The organism is Streptomyces fulvoviolaceus, from assembly GCF_000718165.1.
Lineage (GTDB): Bacteria > Actinomycetota > Actinomycetes > Streptomycetales > Streptomycetaceae > Streptomyces > Streptomyces fulvoviolaceus.
This window is the reverse complement of sequence record NZ_JOEY01000022.1, coordinates 141308-158056: the sequence shown is the minus strand read 5'-3', so window position 1 is coordinate 158056 and position 16749 is coordinate 141308. Positions and strand designations below refer to the sequence as shown.

Sequence of the window (16749 nt, the reverse complement as noted above, 5' to 3'; positions counted from 1 at the left end):
CTTAGAAGTACCCCTCGCGCTTACGGTCTTCCATCGCGGCCTCGGACATCTTGTCGTCGGCGCGGGTCGCACCGCGCTCGGTGAGCCGGGAGGCGGCGATCTCGGCGATCACCTTCTCGATGGTGTCGGCGTCGGAGTCGACGGCGCCGGTGCAGGACATGTCGCCGACCGTGCGGTACCGGACCTGCCTCTTCTCGACGGTCTCGCCGGCCTTGGGGCCGCCCCACTCGCCGGCGGTCAGCCACATCCCGGCCCGCTGGAACACCTCGCGGCCGTGGGCGTAGTAGATCTCCGGGAGCTCTATCTCCTCGCGGGCGATGTACTGCCAGACGTCGAGTTCGGTCCAGTTGCTGGAGGTTCCACAGCTCGGGCCGCTGGCGGCGCGGGTCCCACTGCGAGAACTCGTCGCGCAGGGAGAACACCCGCTCCTTGGCCCGGGCCTTCTCCTCGTCTCGCCGACCACCGCCGAACACGGCGTCGAAGCGCTCGGACTGGATCTTCTCGGTGAGCGGCAGGGTCTGCAGCGGGTTGCGCGTCCCGTCGGGACGTTCGCGCAGCACGCCGCGGTCGATGTAGTCCTGTACGGAGGCCACATGGAGGCGCAGCCCATGTGTGGCGGCCACACGGTCGCGGTACTCCAGGACCTCGGGGAAGTTGTGCCCCGTGTCGACGTGCAGCAGCGAGAAGGGGATCGCCGCGGGGGCGAAGGCCTTCAGCGCCAGGTGCAGCATGACGATGGAGTCCTTGCCGCCGGAGAACAGGATCACCGGCCGCTCGAACTCGCCCGCCACCTCGCGGAAGATGTGGACGGCCTCGGACTCGAGTGCGTCCAGGTGGGAGAGGGTGAAGTCGCTCATACCAGCCCCCGCTCGGCCAGCAGCGCGTACACGGTGTCGGCCGACTCCCGCGGCGACTGCACTTGCGTCGGCAGCACGAGCGCGGGGTCCACCGGCGGCTCGTACGGGTCGTCGATACCGGTCAGCCCGGACAGCTCGCCCGCCGCCTGCCTGGCGTACAGCCCCTTCACGTCCCGCTCGCTGCAGACCTCGACCGGGGTCGCGACATGCACCTCGATGTACGGCGTCGCGCTCGCCTCGTGCCGCTTGCGCACGGCCTCGCGGCTGTCGGCGTACGGCGCGATCACCGGGACGACGGACAGGACGCCGTTGCGCGCGAGCACCTCGGAGACGAGCCCGATGCGCTGCACGTTCGTGTTGCGGTCCTCCCGGGAGAAGCCCAGGCCCGCGGAGAGGAAGCGGCGGATCTCGTCGCCGTCGAGGACCTCCACGCGGTGTCCCTCGGCCTTCAGCCGGTCACCGAGGAGACGGGCGATGGTCGTCTTGCCCGCGCTCGGCAGCCCGGTGAGCCAGACGGTGGCTCCCTGAGCCCTTGCCGTGGTGGTCATGCGCAACAGTCCTCTTCCCTCTTCCTTACGACCCGAGGGACAGTAGGTAAGAAACTTGAGAAGAGGGACAGAGGAACCTGAGCGTTCCCTTAGGGGCCTGTGATGTGCCTGAGGTCACACACCCGCGAACACGGCTCCCGCGTCCCGCAGCCGCCGGTGCAGCCCCCGGAACACCGCCGCCGACCGGGCGCCCGGCCAGTCCTCGGGAAGCAGGTGGGCGGGCAGGCCGGGGTCGGTGTAGGGGAGGTGCCGCCAGGAGTCCAGGGCGAGGAGGTAGTCGCGGTAGGCCTCCTCCGGCGGGGTGTCCTCGCGCTGCTCCCAGTCGTGCAGCACGCGCGCGTGGCGGTCGAGGAACGCCTCGTGCTCCTTGGCGATCGCGGCCAGGTCCCACCAACGGGCCACGGCCTCGGCGGTCGGTGCGAAGCCGAGGTGCTCGCCGCGGAAGAAGTCGACGTACGGGTCCAGCCGCAGCCGCTGGAGGGTGTGCCGGGCCTCCTCGTACAGCCGCGCCGGGGCGATCCACACCCCGGGGGTCGCGGTCCCGAAGCCGAGACCGGCCAGCCGCGAACGCAGCACGTGCCGCTTCTGCCGCTCCGACTCCGGCACGGAGAACACGGCGAGCACCCAGCCCTCGTCCGCGGGCGGCACGGTGGCGTAGATGCGCCGGTCGCCGTCATCGAGCAACTGGCGGGCGTCCGGCGACGGCTCGTACCCGGCCGCGCCCTGCGCCGTACGGGCGGGCACGAGCAGCCCGCGCCGTTTGAGCCGGGACACGGACGAGCGTACGGAGGGGGCGTCCACGCCGACCGCGGCCAGCAGCCGGATCAGCTCGGCGACCGGCACCGGGCCGGGCACGAAGCGTCCGTACGCGCCGTAGAGCGTGACGATGAGAGACCGTGGGGCATGCTGGTCGGACACGTTGATCATCTTAGGTCGTCGGCATCAAGGCTGGTCACCTTCGGTGCGCAGCCTGAACCGCTGGAGCTTGCCGGTGGCGGTGCGCGGCAGCGCGTCCAGGAACACGATCTCGCGCGGACACTTGTACGGCGCCAGCTCGGCCTTCACGAAGGCGCGCAGCGTCTCGGCGTCCCGCGCGGCGCTCTCCCTGAGGACCACATGGGCGACGACCACCTGCCCGCGCGCCTCGTCCGTCCGCCCCACGACCGCCGCCTCGACCACGTCCGGGTGACGCAGCAACGCGTCCTCGACCTCGGGGCCGGCGATGTTGTACCCGGCGGAGATGATCATGTCGTCCGCGCGGGCGACATAGCGGAAGTAGCCGTCGCTCTCGCGGACGTAGGTGTCGCCGGTGATGTTCCAGCCGCCCCGTACGTAGTCGCGCTGGCGCGGATCGGCGAGGTAGCGGCAGCCGACGGGCCCGCGCACGGCGAGCAGCCCGGGCTCCCCGTCGGGCTTCTCCGCGCCGTCGTCGTCGACCACGCGCGCGTGCCAGCCCGGTACGGGAACCCCGGTCGTCCCGGGCCGTATCCGCTCGTCGGCGGCGGAGATGAAGATGTGCAGCAGTTCGGTCGCGCCGATGCCGTTGATGACGCCCAGCCCGGTCCGCCCGTGCCAGGCCTCCCAGGTGGCGGCGGGCAGGTTCTCGCCGGCGGAGACACAGCGGCGCAGGGACGAGGTGTCGTACGCGTCCAGCTCGTCGAGCATCGCGCGGTAGGCGGTGGGGGCGGTGAACAGTACGGAGACCTGGTGTTCCGCGATCGCCGGCAGTAGCTGCCGGGGACCGGCCTGTTCGAGGAGGAGGGCGCTCGCTCCCGCCCGCATCGGGAAGACCACGAGACCGCCGAGACCGAAGGTGAAGCCGAGCGGGGGACTCCCGGCGAAGACGTCGTCCACATGGGGGCGCAACACATGCTTCGAGAAGGTGTCGGCTATGGCGAGCACATCCCGGTGGAAGTGCATGCACCCCTTGGGGCGCCCGGTGGTGCCGGAGGTGAAGGCGATCAGTGCCACGTCGTCGGCCGCGGTGTCCACGGCGGGGTACGGCGTCTTCGGCGCGGTCCGGTTCAGCAGGTCGTCGGGGGCGTCACCGCCGTACGTCGTGATCCTGAGCCCCGGTATCTCGGCCTTGGCGAGGTCGTCGACGGCCCGGATGTCGCACAGCGCGTGCTCTATGCGCGCGATCTCGCACATCGTGGCCAGCTCGTGCGGCCGCTGCTGCGCCAGCGCGGTCACGGCGACCGCGCCCGCCTTCAGAACCGCCAGCCAGCAGGCGGCCAGCCACGGGGTGGTGGGGCCGCGCAGCAGCACCCGGTTGCCGGGCACGATGCCGAGCTCGCCGGTGAGGAGATGCGCGAGCCGGTCGACGCGGGCGCGCAGTGTGCCGTACGTCCATGTGTCCCCGGCGGGGGTGTGGAACACCGGCCGGTCCTCGTCGGGGCCCGTCAGCAGATCGACGGCACAGTTCAGCCGATCGGGGTAACGCAGCTCCGGCAGGTCGAAGCGGAGCTCGGGCCACTGGTCGGGGGGCGGGAGGTGGTCGCGCGCGAAGGTGTCGACGTGGGCCGAGACGTTCATGGCGGTAGGCCCCCTTGCCTTGTGGGCGTCGGTGGTGGGCTCGCATGAGGAGCGTATCGTGTTGGTGACGACAGTCAACGGTGCGCGATACCGTCGTGGGGTCCAGTGGAGAGAGGGGACCGGCAATGCCCGCATTCTCGCTCGAACCAGCACAGACCGCCTGGTGCAGGGAGCTGCGCACCCTCGCCGCCGACCGGCTGCGCCCGCTCGCGGAGAAGGGCGAACCCGGGCACGTCAACCGTCCGCTCGTCGCCGAGCTCGGTCAACTAGGGCTGCTGTCACGCCTGTTCACCTCGGGCGCCCTCGATCTCTGCCTGATGCGGGAGTCCCTCGCGTACGCCTGCACGGAGGCCGAGACCGCCCTCGCGCTCCAGGGTCTGGGCGCCCACCCGGTCCACGCGCACGGCACGCCGTCCCAGCGCGAGCGCTGGCTGCCCCGGGTGGCGGACGGCATCGCGGTGGCCGCCTTCGCGCTGAGCGAGCCCGGGGCGGGGTCGGACGCGGCGGCGCTGTCCCTGACCGCCGATCCCGACGGCCCGTCCCGCTGGCGGCTCACCGGCGAGAAGTGCTGGATCTCCAACGCCCCCGAGGCCGACTTCTGCACCGTCTTCGCCCGCACCACGCCCGGCGCCGGTGCCCGTGGAGTCACCGCCTTCCTGGTCCCCGCGGACCGCCCCGGCCTCACCGGCACCGCCCTCGACATGCTCTCCCCGCACCCCATCGGCAGCCTCGCCTTCGACGCCGTACCGGTGACGGGCGACGACGTCCTCGGCGAGGTCGACCGAGGCTTCCGGGTCGCCATGGGCACCCTCAACCTCTTCCGCCCCAGCGTCGGCGCCTTCGCGGTCGGCATGGCGCAGGCGGCACTGGACGCGACCCTCGCCCACACGGCCCAACGGGACGCGTTCGGCGGCAAGTTGAAGGACCTCCAGACGGTCGCCCACCAGGTCGCCGAGATGGCACTGCGTACGGAGGCGGCCCGGCTCATGGTCTACAGGGCGGCGACGGCGTACGACGAAGGCGCCGCGGACGTCCCCAAGCGCGCCGCGATGGCGAAACTGCTCGCCACCGAGACCGCGCAGTACGTCGTCGACACGGCCGTCCAACTGCACGGCGCCCGCGCCCTGCGTCGCGGCCATCTCCTCGAACACCTCTACCGCGAAGTGCGCGCCCCACGCATCTACGAGGGGGCCAGCGAGGTCCAACGCGGCATCATCGCCAAGGAGTTGTACGCGAACGTGGAGGCCGCCCAGTGACCGCCGAGCGCATCAACCCGCCGGACCTCTCCCCGCCCACCGGCTTCTCGCACGCGGTCGTCGCCACGGGGACCCGTCTGGTGTTCCTCGCGGGCCAGACCGCCCTCGACATCGACGGCAAGGTCGTCGGCGCCACGCTCCCCCTGCAGTTCGAGAAGGCCCTCACGAATCTGTTGGCCGCGCTGAGGTCGGCCGGTGCCACCCCCGCCGACCTCGCCCGCGTCACCGTCTACGCCACGGACATCGCCGCGTACCGCATTCACGCCCCCGAACTCGGCCGTATCTGGCGGAGGTTGGCCGGACGGGACTACCCGGCGATGGCCGTCGTGGAGGTCGTACGCCTGTGGGACGAACAGGCGATGGTGGAGCTCGACGGCTTCGCGGTGCTGCCCTAGCATCGCCGATATGCCCGAAATCGAGCTCAGTGCGGGAGTCGTCGAGTACGAGGACACGGGCGGCGACGGCCCGGTCGTGGTCCTGCTCCACGGCCTGGTCCTCCCCCACTCTCGGCTTCGCTCGAGCGGGCGGTGCCCCCATCGCGACCGTCTGGCGCAAGGTCGTGGCCGATCTGCGCGGCGACCACCGGGTGATCGCCCCGACCCTGCCGTACGGCTCCCACCGCAGACCGATGAGCCGGCCGCCCACGCCGGATGTGGTCAACGAGCTGGTCGTGGAGTTTCTTGAGCGTCTCGACCAGCGGGAGGTCACGCTGGTCGAGAGCGACTGCGGGCGGGCCCAGACGGTGGCGGCCCGGTATCCGGAGCGGCTGGCCCGGCTGGTGCTGATCTCCTGCGAGGCCTTCGACAACTATCCGCCGGGTCTGCCCGGGAAGCTGATCGGCGTGGCCTGCAGGGTGCCCGGCGGGGTGGCCTTCCTGGTCCGCGTCCTGGGGCTGAAGCCGCTGCGCCGGCTGCCCGTCGGCATCGGCTCGCTCGCCAAGCGTCCGGTGCCGGACGAGATCGTCGACGGCTGGCTGCGGCCGCTGCGGACGGATGCCGCGATCCGGCGGGACTTCCGTCACTACGGGACGCACATCCGGAAGACCGAACTGCTCGAAGCCGCCGAGGGGTTGCGGTCGTTGGACAAGCCCGCGCTCGTCGTGTGGGCGACCGAGGACCTGATGATGCCCCGCGCCCACGGCCGCCGCCTGGCCGAACTCCTCCCGCAGGGGCGGCTGTTGGAGATCGAGGACTCACGGACGCTGATCGCCGAGGACCAGCCGGAGCAACTCGCCTCCGCGCTGCGGGAGTTCATCGCAGGTAAGTGATCAGGCGGCGATCGTCAGCAGTGCGGCGGGCACCCGGTGCGGGGCCACGATCCGGCCGTCGGGCAGCAGCTCGCCGGTGTCGTCGAAGACGATCGCGCCGTCGCACAGGAGGTTCCAGCCCTGCTCGGGGTGGGCGGCGACGATGTGCGGGGCGTTGCGGTCGGACGAAGCACCCGAAGTCTGGTGGGAACACATGGTGCACCTCCACGTCGGTAGGACCGTCGGTATGGGGTCCGTATGAATAGACCATGCTCCCGTCCCGAACTCATCGGAACAGCGCGCCGTGAAGCGTGACAACACCCGGACAACACTCGGACGGTTCCACGACGGTCGGTGCGGACTCGCCACCGAATGAGTGACGATCACCGTCGTGAGCACGCGTGCCCGGTACCAGTGGAAGCCCTCATTCCACTCATCCGGGAGGTACCCCGTGTCCGTACGCCCCGCTCTCGCCGCCGCCATCGGTACCGCACTGTTCCTGCTGGCCGCGCCCGCGACCCTCGCGACCGCCGACCCGTACGAGACCGTCACCGTCGACCCCGTCGGCCGTATCGCCGAGGACGGCACCGTCACGCTCTCCGGCACCTACCGCTGCGCCGGTGGCACCGGCCCGGTGTTCGTGAGCTCCTCCGTGGGGAAGCGCTCCGCGTCGGTCCGCCACGGCATCGGCGGTACCCGCGCCGTGTGCGACGGCACGGAACACCGCTGGGAGAACACCGGCAAGCCCTCCCCGAGCACCCTCGAACCGGGCGAGGCCCACGTGGAGGCCACGCTCATGGAACTCCACGCCCAGGGCGGCCTGCCCCTGCCCCGCTTCCACGCGGCCGAGCAGCAGGACATCACCCTGACCGAGGGCTGAGGCCGGAGAGCCGGTTGCCCCCCGCCGAGGGGTCGTTCGCGATACCTCGCCGAAACCCCCTGGTCCATGGCGTGAGAGCCCCCTTCAGAAGCGGAGCATGACATGCAGGGTGCTCACGGCCACGAGGGCTCGGACAGCAGGTGGACCCGTCGTGCGGGGCGGGGGAGGAGACTGGCTTCCTCCCTCGCCGGGGCGACGGTCATCTCCTCCTCGCCGCTCTCGGCGGCGCGGCCGGGGTGGCGATGGGCGTCCTCGCCACCACGGTCTACGCGGAGGTCAAGGGCTGGGCCACGGTGGTCCCGGCACTGGCCTGGGGCGGGGGCCTGGGCGCGGCCGTCGCGATCGGCGCCGTCGCCGGTCTGCTCCCCTCGCTCCGCGCGGCCCGGATGCAGCCGACCGAGGCGCTCCGGGCGACCTGAGCGACACCGCCGGCTCCCCCGACTGGTCGGTGGTGGGCCGAACTTCGGGCGATCCTCGGGTGGGGTGTTCACACGACGAGAGGTCCGCTGCTTCGCTGGCGATGTGCCGGAACACGGAGGGAGGCCGCGTGGACGTCGGTGGCGCGACCGCCCTCCTGGTCGCGGTCGCAGGAGTCGTCGGGACGCTGCTGTCCGCGCTGTTGACCCAGCGCGCGGCGGACCGCAGTCGGCAGCGCGAGCAGGAGCGGGCCGAACAGTTGCGGAAGCGGCGCAGCGAGGCCCAGGAGCTGCGGTCGTGCTACGTGGCGCTCAACACCTCGGCTCGGCAGTACCTTTCCGCGCTCACCGACCACTTGCACGCGCTGGGCCGCGACGAGGATCTGCGGTCCGTGCGGCAGCGGCTGACCGAGGCACGTGACCAGCACCGGGACGCGTACGCGGAGGCCCAGATGCGCGTGCCGGAGCGCGTGCTCGAACTCGCGGGCGGCCTCAGCCATGGCCTGGGTGCGGTGTACGGCATGGTCCGGCGTCTGGACGATGGTGTGCCGCGAGCGGGGGACTCGCCCGCCGCCGTACAGGCGGGTATCGACGCGCTGTGGGGCGGGCTGCGGGCTATGCGCCGCGCGCTGCGGGCCGATCTGGGCGCGTCCCGGGCGGATTTGGGGCGTTGAGGAGGAGAAGCGCGGGATCTTGTCGCCATCCGTCCGGCCGATCGGCATAGTGGCCTTGATTCCAAGGGCTGTCGAGATCTCGGGGGAGAGCCAGGATGTCGGTGAGTGACGAGGAGAGCGGCGGCGTAACGGGGCTTCGAACCTGGGCGGCGGACGCCGCGGAGCGGGTGAAGCGGCTGACCCCCGCCATGGGCGCGAGAGATGTGCCTCCTCGGGCGTACGACGCGTCGATCGCCGAACTCGGCCAGCTGGCAGGGCTGCTGGACCACGACCCCGCTCTCCGCAGCGCGGTGAGCGTGTGGCTGGGTGGTGCGCTGGCCATGCGGTACTCCGCCGGGGGTGGTGAACCCGCGGACCAGGAGCGCGCGGAGCGGCTGCTGCGGGAGGCCCGGGACCGCGGGACGGCGCTGGGAGCCGCGGCGGGAGAGGAAGACCGGCGCTGGGCGGCCCTGTTCCTGGTGTCGGTCATTACGCCGATACGGTCGCAGCAGGGCGGGTACGGGGAGGTACCCGACCTCTCCGCCTTCGTCGGCTGGTTCGCACAGGCGGGACTCGCCGGGACGGCGGCCTTCAACACGGAGCTCGAGGAGCTGACCGCGGAGGCGCTGGAGCTGCCGTTGCCCCCGGAGTTCCTGGCGGAGTTGCGGCGGATGCGGGGGATCTTCTCGACTCCCCCGGGGGCCGAGTTCACCGACCTGCTGACCAGCATGATGCCCGCCGGGGATCCCCACACGGACCAGCTGCGGCGGATGATGGACCAGTTGTTCGGCATGGCAGGCGGTCCTGCCGGCGGTCCTGCGGGCGGGCGGGCGGGCGCCTCGGGACCCGATGCCTCAGGACCTCGTAGGAGCCCTGCTGCCGAGCCGTCCCCGGAGCCCGACCCCAAGCCCACGCTCACCCCCGACGACTTCCGTCGGCTCGCCGCCGGCTTGGACGCCATGAACGCCGCCACACACGGCCTCGACGACGTGCTGAACAGTGGCGATCCCGAGGCACTCAACGACGTTCTCCGCCGACTGGGCTCCGTACAGAAGAACCCGCCCCCCGGGCCGGACCCGACCGCCGGGCTGGAGGCCATGCGGGCGCTTCTGCTCAACATCAGTTCCGTCGCCGGCGGCGCGAGGCAGGACCAAGCGGCCGGCCGGGCCAACCTGCAGAAGATCGTCGACCACTTCGCGACGCTCGAAGGGGCGCTGCCTCCGGGCGTGGCGGATCCTGCCGTCCTGGGGCGGGCGATGGCGCTGTACACCAGGGTCCTCGACGCGGGCGAGTCGGAGGACGTCGAGGCGCTCCGGGACCTGGTGGACGAGGCGGAAGCGCTGGAGAAGTCCGTCCCCGAGGGCCATCAGTTCCGCTCCATGGTCCTCTCGGCGCTGGGCGCGGCCTACTGCCGGCTCGGCATCGTCACCGGGGACAGGGAGATGATGCTGCGTGCCCTGCCGTACATGGAGAAAGGGATGTCCGGAATCAGGGAGAGCGGTCTCCCGTTCGTCGACGAGATGTCCCTGCCGCACATCCCGGACTTCGATCTGCTGCGCGCCGGCCTCGCCGGCGACCCGGTGCCGGCGAACGAGCCCGTTCGCCTCCCCTCGGACGCCTCGACGGAGGATCTCCACCGCTCCGCGCACGCTGTCGCCGTGTACTACTCCCTCAACCATGACCCGGCCGTCCTGGACAGGCTCATCGACGAACTGGAGCGGATCCGCGACCGCGTCCGGGAGGGGAGGGCGCCGCGGACCGCCGCTGACGCGCTGTGGGAGCTGGCCATGGCGTACCGCGAGCGCGACGTTCTCAACCAGGACGTGAAGAACATCAGGGCCCTGGAAGCCGCCAACGAGGCGCTGACGAGGCTCGCCGCCGACGTCCTTCTCCAGTCCGGTGCGGAGCACGGACTGCTGGCGGCCCGTTCCGGGGCGAGCAGGGGTGTGGAGGCCGCTCTGTGGGCGGGCTCGCAGGGGCGGCTGCACGAGGCCGTGGCCGCTCTGGAACTGGGCCGGGCCCTGGTGCTGCACGCGGCGTCCACCTCGTCCGCCGTACCCGAACTCCTCGACGCGGGCGGACACCACGATCTCGCCGAGGCATGGCGGGCGGCCGATTCGGGCCAGGGACCCGCGGCCGCTGCCGACGACGGCGTCCCGGACGAACTGCCTGGCACGCTGCGCCGCCAGGCCCTCGAAGCCCTCGGCTACCGGGAGGGCGGCCTGCTCGGCGCGCCCACCCTGAGCGAACTCGCGGACGGGGTCGAGGAGAGCGGCGCCGACGCGCTTGTCTATCTGGTCCCCTGCGAGGACGGAGACGCCGGCGTGGCGATCGCGGTGAGTCCGGTGCTCGGAGCCGGGCTCTCGGTACGGTCGCAGCTGGCCGGCGCCGAGAGCGGCCCGCTGGAGCGCTACCTCGACGCCACCGCCGTACGTGATGCGGCGGCACGCGACGGCAGCGGATGCGGCGACCCGTCCGCCGAACAGGCCTGGGAGGAGGCCATCAAGGAGCTCTGCGACTGGGCCTTCCAGGTGCTCGGCCCCGTGCTCGCCGACGTGGACAAGGGGCTCGGGGCCGACGGCCGGCCGCTCAGGATCGTCCTGGTGCCCTGCGGCCGACTCGGCCTCGTCCCCTGGCACGCCGCGCGCTACCCGGACGACGCGCCTCACCGCTACCTCTGCGAGACCGACGTGATCAGCTACGCGGCGTCCGGCAGTCAGTTCCTGCATACGGTGAGACGCGCGCCGCGGGATCCGGCGGCCGCCCCCGTCCTGCTGGCCGACCCGACCCTGGACCTGACGCATGCCGAGGTCGAGGTCATGGCCCTGAGGGACGCCTTCTACCGGCAGGCCCGGATGGTCGGGGGGATCTTCGAGGTGCCCGAGGAGGAGCTGGTCCCCGGTACTCCCGACGACGTCCTCTCGTTCCTCGCCGACGGGGCCTCGCTGCTCCACGTGGCCTCGCACGGATCGGCGGGCACGCGTCCCACGGTCTCGGCCCTGCATCTCGCCGCCCCGGAGCCGAGGGGCTGCACGCCCGCCGAACCGGATCCGGGCATGCTGACGGTGACCCGGCTGCTCGATCGGTCGGTCCCTCAACGGGCCGCCGAGGACGGGCCGTTGGTCGTGCTGAGTGCCTGTCAGACCGATCTGAGCACCCGCGACCACGACGAGGCGCTGACCCTCACCACGGCGTTCGTCTCGGGCGGAGCACGGGACGTCGTCGGATCACGGTGGACGACCAACGACAGCGCGTCGGCGCTGCTGATGGCGGTGTTCCACCACTACCTGACCATCGACGGGCTCAGCCCCGTCGACGCGCTCAGGGCCGCGCAGCGGTGGATGCTCGACCCGCACCGTGAGAACCCCGGCTCGCTCAGTGGCGAGCTGCTGCGGCAGATGCGGCGACCGGACCTCGACCGGATCTCGCTCTGGGCCGCGTTCATTCATCAGGGGCATCCGGGGCCGGGGAGAAACGAAGACGGGAAAGGGAGGGGGAACGGATGAACGACGGCCGTGAGAGTTCGGCCGGCTGGCTGCTCGCCCTGATCGGGGAGCACCGGGCCACCATCCGCGAGGCGCTCGACGACGAGCAGCACACGCTGCTGCTCGCCAGGCTCGGCGCCCTCGCCGAAGTGGCGCCCGACGACGACAGGGCGGTCCGCAGGGCACTTCAGGGCGTCCGTCTCGCTCTGCTGCCCCTGCCGCTCGACCATCCGGTGCGCGTCGCGCTGGATTCCGTGCGGCTGGTTGCCGCGTCACCCGGGCCGGTCACCGTAGCGGCAGCGCAGGAACTGATGGCCTCGCTGTCGAGCCCGCCGCCTCAAGCCGCCGCACCGGACCAACTGCTTCTGGCGCAGGCCCTCTCGGCAGAGGAGGCGCGGGCGCGGTGCGGCGACACGGCACCGCCTCCCGAGCTGATCAGGCTGCCGGATCCCCAAGGCGACGACCGCTACCCAGAGTTCCAGTTCACCGCAGGCGGCGGCACCCCGTACGAGGTCGTCCTCGAGGTCAACCGTCTTCTCCTCGCGGACGTCGACCCCTGGGGCGCCGCGTCCTGGTGGCTCAGCGGGAACACCTGGCTGGGCGGAACCCCCGTGTCGCTCCTCGGCCGACTGCCCGACCAGCAACTGCTCGGCGCGGCCACCGCACTGGTGGAGGGGGACTGATGACCGGCCTCTTCCCCATGACCCCGTTGGAATTTCGCCCCGTCCGCCATGTGATCCCGGCCGGCACGGAGCTGTGGCGGGTGCACAACACCAAGTACAGGCCGCACGAGTTCAACCCGAACCTCGCGGACCCTTTCGAGTTCAAGAACGGCAACCGTTTCGACGGCACGCCGCTCGATCCGTATCACTGCCTGTACCTGGCGGACAGCCCGACCACGGCCCTCGCGGAGAGTGTGCTGCGCTCCAGGCCCTTCGAACCGTCGGCCGGCATGCGGGTCATCCCCTACGCCACGGTCTGGCGCCGGTCGCTGAGCGTGCTGCGCACCAGGTGCGAACTGACCCTGGTCTCCCTGATAGAGGCGCCCGACCTGGCCGCCGTCTGCCAGGACTCCACACTCTTGGAGGACGAGCGGAACTATGTACAGGCAAGGCGCTGGGCGAGCGAGATCCGGGCGCAGGCGCCCGATGTCATGGGGCTGATCTGGCAGTCCCGGCACAACCGGCCCAAGCGCGCCCTGGTGCTCTTCCATGACCGGTTCGACCACTGCGAGGGCGGGCCGCTGGAGGTGCTGCCGGAGGAGGGCATTCCGGAACTCGACTCCGACGCCGGCATCGATGAGGCGAACCAGCTTCTCGCACCGCTGCGGTCGAAGATCTCGCAGCCGAGAAGGGAGTGACGTCCTGAGGTCGCTGGGCCCGCTTGTCCACAGGTGAAGCATGAGCCATCGTGAACGCATGGCATCGCCCCTTCCTGACCATGCGTCACTTCTCGCCGAACTCCAGGAAGTCAGACGCGCGGGGCTGGTCCGGTTGCGCGGGCGCGCACTGCCGGCGCTGGAGTCGGCCGCGGAAGCGGTGACCGAGACGACCGCGGCCCGGAGCCCGGGCGCGGCCGTCGAGGCGCTGTTGCGGCAAGCCGTGTCGCACCTGGACGCGGGCACGCTGCGCACCGCCGCCGAGTACACCCTGGGCCTGGCGCAGGGCACCCGGGACTGGCCGGCGTCCTCGCGTCGCCGCAGCGCGGCCTCGGTGTACGGCGTGAGCGTCGAGCGGTTCCGCAAGGACCAGGAGGTGATGGTCCTCGGGGAGGTCGCCGAGTACATCCTGCGGCTGGTGTCGCAGGAGGGCGGGGCGCCCGGCGCCGGAGCGGACGAGTGGAGCGTCGGCACCCACCGGTCCGTCCAGGTCCGGGCCGGCGACCGGCAGGTGGGGCTCACCGTGCATGTGCACCCGGTGGACCTGTTGCGGGACGTGGACGTGGTCGTCTCCCCGGTCAACGTCCATCTCGCGCTGCCCGAGCCGTACAAGTCGTCGGTCGCCGCGTCGCTCCGCCGGGCGGCCTCGGTGCGTGGTGTGACCGGGGACGTGCTGGACGACCCGCTCCACGACGAACTGCGCAAGTGGGCCGCGCGGCACGGGACCGCGGGACGCGCGGTGCTGCCCGGCACGGTGGCCGCCACCGGCTCGGGCGCCTTGGCCGGACAGGGAGTGCGGCGGATATACCACGCCGCGATCGCCGTTCCCCGGGCGGGAACCAACGACTACGACGTGCTGCCCGCCGACGTCACCCGGGCGGTGTCCCGGGCCCTCGCGCTGCTGGCCGAGGAGGGCGACCGGCACACGCCGCCGCTGCGCTCGGTGTGCTTCCCGCTGCTCGGCTCGGGGCGCGGCGGGCTGCCGTACGGCGTCAGCCTGGCCGCCGTATGGGCCGCCGTGGAGGCGGAGTTGGCGCGCGGGGCGCAGTGGGACGTCCACTTCGTGGTGCGCGCCCCCGAGGCGGCGGCGCTCGTCGAGCGCATCCCGGCCGGGATGTGACCGGTCCGCGACCGGAGTTCGCCCGGCTCACCCGGTGAAATGGAAGGAGTCCCGCCGCTCCGCATGAGGAGAAGCCGGGGGGGCTACGGGGATGCGGAGCGGCGGGACGGATGAGCGGGTTCATGGACTGCGATGCCTGGGTGGGCTCGGGGCCGGGCGGCCGACGGATTGACGTATGTAATCCGCTTCCCTGTGCGGTGAATTGGCGACGGGAATCGGAGTATGGAGTTCCGGCAGGTGAATCCGGACGGGAATGTCAACGGATTGTCGGCGATCTGTGGAATCCGGGAATTGATCATGCCGTCGTGCCATCATGATGCGTTCCTGGTACGGGTGTTGCGTCAGGTGGTCGTCCGCGACTGCCGGGGCGGGGCAGGACTCGGACCGAGACGGGGGATCGGGGGAGTGAACAGATGACGGAAGTCTGTGATCTTCAGGCTGCCTGCCCGGTGTGTGCGACCCCGGATCAGCGGAGCGACTTCTGTGCGGTGTGCGAATGGCGTCTCCAAAGCGACCTGGTACTGGGGGAGTTGACCGCCCGGGAGGTGGAGGTCGCCGGGGCTGCGCTCCTAGCGGCCGAGCATGTCTGGGACGTCGGGGCGGCGGCGCTGTCGGCCCGGGGTCCGGAGGGTGCCGGGCGCGTCGCGGAGGTGACCAGGGGAGGTCCGCCGAGGCGGGAGGAGGAGAAGTCGCCCGCAACCGGTTCGGCCGGCCTCGGGATTGTGTCCGGGCGCGGCGCTCTCCTCGACGAACTCCACCGCGGCCGCTTCAAGGAATTGTCGTTCGTGGAATTCACGGCCGACGGTCTCCACGTGATCAGGGTGACCGTTGGGGAGGCCGGAATCCCGCTGCAGAACGACACGGAAAGCGCGGCATGGCGTTTTGTCGTACCAACGTTCGATTCCGATGAGGATGTGTGTCGATTCCAGCTCGCGGGAGGAATAGGCACCCTGCCGCCCGTGGACCGTCGGGAATTCGACACCGCCGTGCTGGAATGGCTCAAAGCATGCCTGCCCGCGGTTCCCGACCCTCCGGTCGTCCTGCTGTCGCCCCCGGCCGGGTGGAAGCTGCTGGAGCGCGCGGCCGCCGTGGTGCGGGAGGTCTGCGCTCCTCGGGTGGAACTGCGCGCGGGCAGTGCGGAGTCGGCGCGCCGTACGACCGCGGACGCGGTTCGGCGTCTTGTACGAACCCTGCCGCTCCTGGCCGACCACACGCTGCTGCTGGCCAGGCTCGACCGTGACACCGGCGCCGTGCAGGCCCACAGTCATGTGCTCTTTCCCGCGGGCTCCCGGCTCGGCCTCGGTGAGACGGACACCGCCGAGGTCACCGTGTACGGCGGACCGACCGACTGCGACGCCCTGTACCTTCCGGTGCTGGCCGGTGCGCCGGCCGCCGACGGGACCGGTGCGCCACATGTGAGCACGCATCAGATCGAGGTCGGGGCACTGGAACCGGTGCGGCTGACCTTCGTACTCCGCGGACCGGGGGAGGTGGACCTCGTCGCACCGCCCGGTGCCCGCAGGGTCGATCCGGCCGCCGTCGACATGCCGTGTCTGCTCTCTCCCCTGCCGCGGCGGATCACGCCGCCGCCGCGGCTGGAGCTGTACTTCACCGTCGAGCTCAGCGGCGCCGATCCGGCCGAGACCGAGGAACGCCTCACCTTCGTGCGGGACGTCGTGGGCCTGCTGGCCCGGCGGGATCGCGCCGGCACCGCGATCCGTGTCGGAGCCGTCGGCCACTACGACCACACCGTCTACGAGGGCATCGGGGCCAAGGTGGGCATCCTGCTGGCGGCCCCCGTGTCCGCGCGGCCGCCCGCCGAGTTGACGGCCGCCCTGGGGGGATGGGCGCACGCCCGGCGGCGGCAGGACCTCGTGTCGTCCCTGGAGGACGCGCTGCGGGAAGTGGCTCAGCTCGTTCCCGAGGACGAGCTGCGGGGAGTGGCCCGGCCTGCCGCCAAGGACCCGGGCGCCACCGACGTGCAAAGGGTGGTTCTGATCGTCGCCCGCCGTCCGCCCGCGCCGGCCCGCCAGCACGGCGTCGTCCCGGCCTGTCCGCACAGCGTGGACTGGCGGACGGCCCTCGACCGGCTGCGCTCCCACCGTTTCCGGGTGATGACCCGGGCCGACCCCGCAGCCGGGCCGCCACCTCCGGACCGTCCGGGCCAGGACGCCCGGCGCTACGCCGACGAGGCCTGGAAGGACCTCGGCGCCGACGGTGTCTTCCGTCCAGGCGCCGACCCGGCGGCAGCGGTGGCCCGGATCCTTGCCCCGCCCTGGCGGGTGGAGGGCCCGGACTGCCGTCTCGGTCTCGCCTTTTCCGCCCCGCTCATGTGACACCAACCGCGTCTCCGCCGCCCCAGCGTCCCCGGTACG

The 16749-nt window shown here is 71.8% G+C and carries 14 protein-coding genes and 2 pseudogenes; 11 read left to right on the top strand and 5 right to left on the bottom strand.

Annotated elements, in window-relative coordinates; all coding sequences use genetic code 11:
- Window position 1: 1 nt before the first annotated feature.
- The 4 genes and pseudogenes from cysD to IG08_RS0123795 all read right to left on the bottom strand — a co-directional run bounded on the left by cysD (window position 2) and on the right by IG08_RS0123795 (window position 3940).
- Window positions 2-857, bottom strand: a pseudogene (gene cysD / locus IG08_RS54400) (sulfate adenylyltransferase subunit CysD).
- Window positions 854-1444 (bottom strand): annotated as a pseudogene (cysC, locus tag IG08_RS0123805) (adenylyl-sulfate kinase); the annotation flags it as partial. The pseudogenes cysC and cysD, both read right to left, overlap by 4 nt.
- Window positions 1445-1519: 75 nt before the next feature.
- Window positions 1520-2332, bottom strand: a complete 813-nt coding sequence (locus tag IG08_RS0123800; RefSeq protein WP_030605906.1) for a PaaX family transcriptional regulator — start codon at window positions 2330-2332, stop codon at window positions 1520-1522.
- Window positions 2333-2347: 15 nt separating this feature from the next.
- Window positions 2348-3940, bottom strand: coding sequence for an AMP-binding protein (locus IG08_RS0123795; protein WP_030605904.1), 1593 nt, complete (start codon window positions 3938-3940; stop codon window positions 2348-2350).
- Between the two features lie 125 nt (window positions 3941-4065).
- Between IG08_RS0123795 and IG08_RS0123790 the strand changes: the two genes are divergently transcribed.
- From IG08_RS0123790 to IG08_RS54395, 3 genes are all read left to right on the top strand, one after another.
- Window positions 4066-5196 carry an acyl-CoA dehydrogenase family protein gene (locus IG08_RS0123790; protein WP_030605903.1) on the top strand — a complete coding sequence of 377 codons (1131 nt, stop codon included), beginning with the start codon at window positions 4066-4068 and terminating at the stop codon, window positions 5194-5196.
- Window positions 5193-5591 carry a RidA family protein gene (locus IG08_RS0123785; protein WP_030605901.1) on the top strand — a complete coding sequence of 133 codons (399 nt, stop codon included), beginning with the start codon at window positions 5193-5195 and terminating at the stop codon, window positions 5589-5591. The genes IG08_RS0123790 and IG08_RS0123785 overlap by 4 nt, the downstream gene beginning before the upstream one ends.
- Before the next feature lie 164 nt (window positions 5592-5755).
- The gene (locus IG08_RS54395; protein ID WP_390898512.1) at window positions 5756-6463 is read left to right on the top strand and encodes an alpha/beta fold hydrolase; all 708 of its coding nucleotides are present in this window, start codon (window positions 5756-5758) and stop codon (window positions 6461-6463) included.
- Here IG08_RS54395 and IG08_RS0123775 read toward each other — a convergent pair whose 3' ends face one another.
- A complete protein-coding gene (locus IG08_RS0123775; RefSeq protein ID WP_030605900.1) occupies window positions 6464-6658 on the bottom strand; it encodes a DUF5999 family protein in 195 nt (64 codons plus the stop codon).
- A gap of 235 nt (window positions 6659-6893) precedes the next feature.
- Here IG08_RS0123775 and IG08_RS0123770 point away from each other — a divergent pair, with 235 nt between their 5' ends.
- From IG08_RS0123770 to IG08_RS0123735, 8 genes are all read left to right on the top strand, one after another.
- Window positions 6894-7322: a DUF6299 family protein gene (locus tag IG08_RS0123770; protein WP_030605898.1), complete on the top strand. Its 429-nt coding sequence runs from the start codon at window positions 6894-6896 to the stop codon at window positions 7320-7322.
- A gap of 140 nt (window positions 7323-7462) precedes the next feature.
- Window positions 7463-7741 (top strand): hypothetical protein, encoded by a 279-nt coding sequence (locus IG08_RS0123765; RefSeq protein WP_030605896.1) that lies wholly within the window; start codon window positions 7463-7465, stop codon window positions 7739-7741.
- A gap of 128 nt (window positions 7742-7869) precedes the next feature.
- Window positions 7870-8412 carry a hypothetical protein gene (locus tag IG08_RS0123760; RefSeq protein ID WP_030605894.1) on the top strand — a complete coding sequence of 181 codons (543 nt, stop codon included), beginning with the start codon at window positions 7870-7872 and terminating at the stop codon, window positions 8410-8412.
- 95 nt (window positions 8413-8507) lie between these two features.
- On the top strand, window positions 8508-11897 hold the full coding sequence (locus IG08_RS0123755; RefSeq protein ID WP_106981007.1) for a CHAT domain-containing protein: 3390 nt from the start codon (window positions 8508-8510) through the stop codon (window positions 11895-11897).
- A complete protein-coding gene (locus tag IG08_RS0123750; protein ID WP_030605890.1) occupies window positions 11894-12559 on the top strand; it encodes a hypothetical protein in 666 nt (221 codons plus the stop codon). The genes IG08_RS0123755 and IG08_RS0123750 overlap by 4 nt, the downstream gene beginning before the upstream one ends.
- On the top strand, window positions 12559-13236 hold the full coding sequence (locus IG08_RS0123745) for an RES family NAD+ phosphorylase (protein ID WP_030605888.1): 678 nt from the start codon (window positions 12559-12561) through the stop codon (window positions 13234-13236). The genes IG08_RS0123750 and IG08_RS0123745 overlap by 1 nt, the downstream gene beginning before the upstream one ends.
- Window positions 13237-13294: 58 nt before the next feature.
- Window positions 13295-14374 carry a macro domain-containing protein gene (locus tag IG08_RS0123740; protein WP_043454980.1) on the top strand — a complete coding sequence of 360 codons (1080 nt, stop codon included), beginning with the start codon at window positions 13295-13297 and terminating at the stop codon, window positions 14372-14374.
- Between the two features lie 959 nt (window positions 14375-15333).
- On the top strand, window positions 15334-16710 hold the full coding sequence (locus IG08_RS0123735; protein WP_234342956.1) for a hypothetical protein: 1377 nt from the start codon (window positions 15334-15336) through the stop codon (window positions 16708-16710).
- The last annotated feature ends 39 nt before the right edge of the window (window positions 16711-16749 follow it).

What these genes read in the sequence shown, in the direction of transcription:
- IG08_RS0123790 (WP_030605903.1), top strand. Translation starts at nt 4,066, where the DNA reads ATGCCCGCATTCTCGCTCGAACCAGCACAGACCGCCTGGTGCAGGGAG.
- IG08_RS0123750 (WP_030605890.1), top strand. Translation starts at nt 11,894, where the DNA reads ATGAACGACGGCCGTGAGAGTTCGGCCGGCTGGCTGCTCGCCCTGATC.
- IG08_RS0123800 (WP_030605906.1), bottom strand. Translation starts at nt 2,332, where the DNA reads ATGATCAACGTGTCCGACCAGCATGCCCCACGGTCTCTCATCGTCACG.
- IG08_RS0123795 (WP_030605904.1), bottom strand. Translation starts at nt 3,940, where the DNA reads ATGAACGTCTCGGCCCACGTCGACACCTTCGCGCGCGACCACCTCCCG.
- IG08_RS0123775 (WP_030605900.1), bottom strand. Translation starts at nt 6,658, where the DNA reads ATGTGTTCCCACCAGACTTCGGGTGCTTCGTCCGACCGCAACGCCCCG.
- IG08_RS0123745 (WP_030605888.1), top strand. Translation starts at nt 12,559, where the DNA reads ATGACCGGCCTCTTCCCCATGACCCCGTTGGAATTTCGCCCCGTCCGC.
- IG08_RS0123740 (WP_043454980.1), top strand. Translation starts at nt 13,295, where the DNA reads ATGGCATCGCCCCTTCCTGACCATGCGTCACTTCTCGCCGAACTCCAG.
- IG08_RS0123755 (WP_106981007.1), top strand. Translation starts at nt 8,508, where the DNA reads ATGTCGGTGAGTGACGAGGAGAGCGGCGGCGTAACGGGGCTTCGAACC.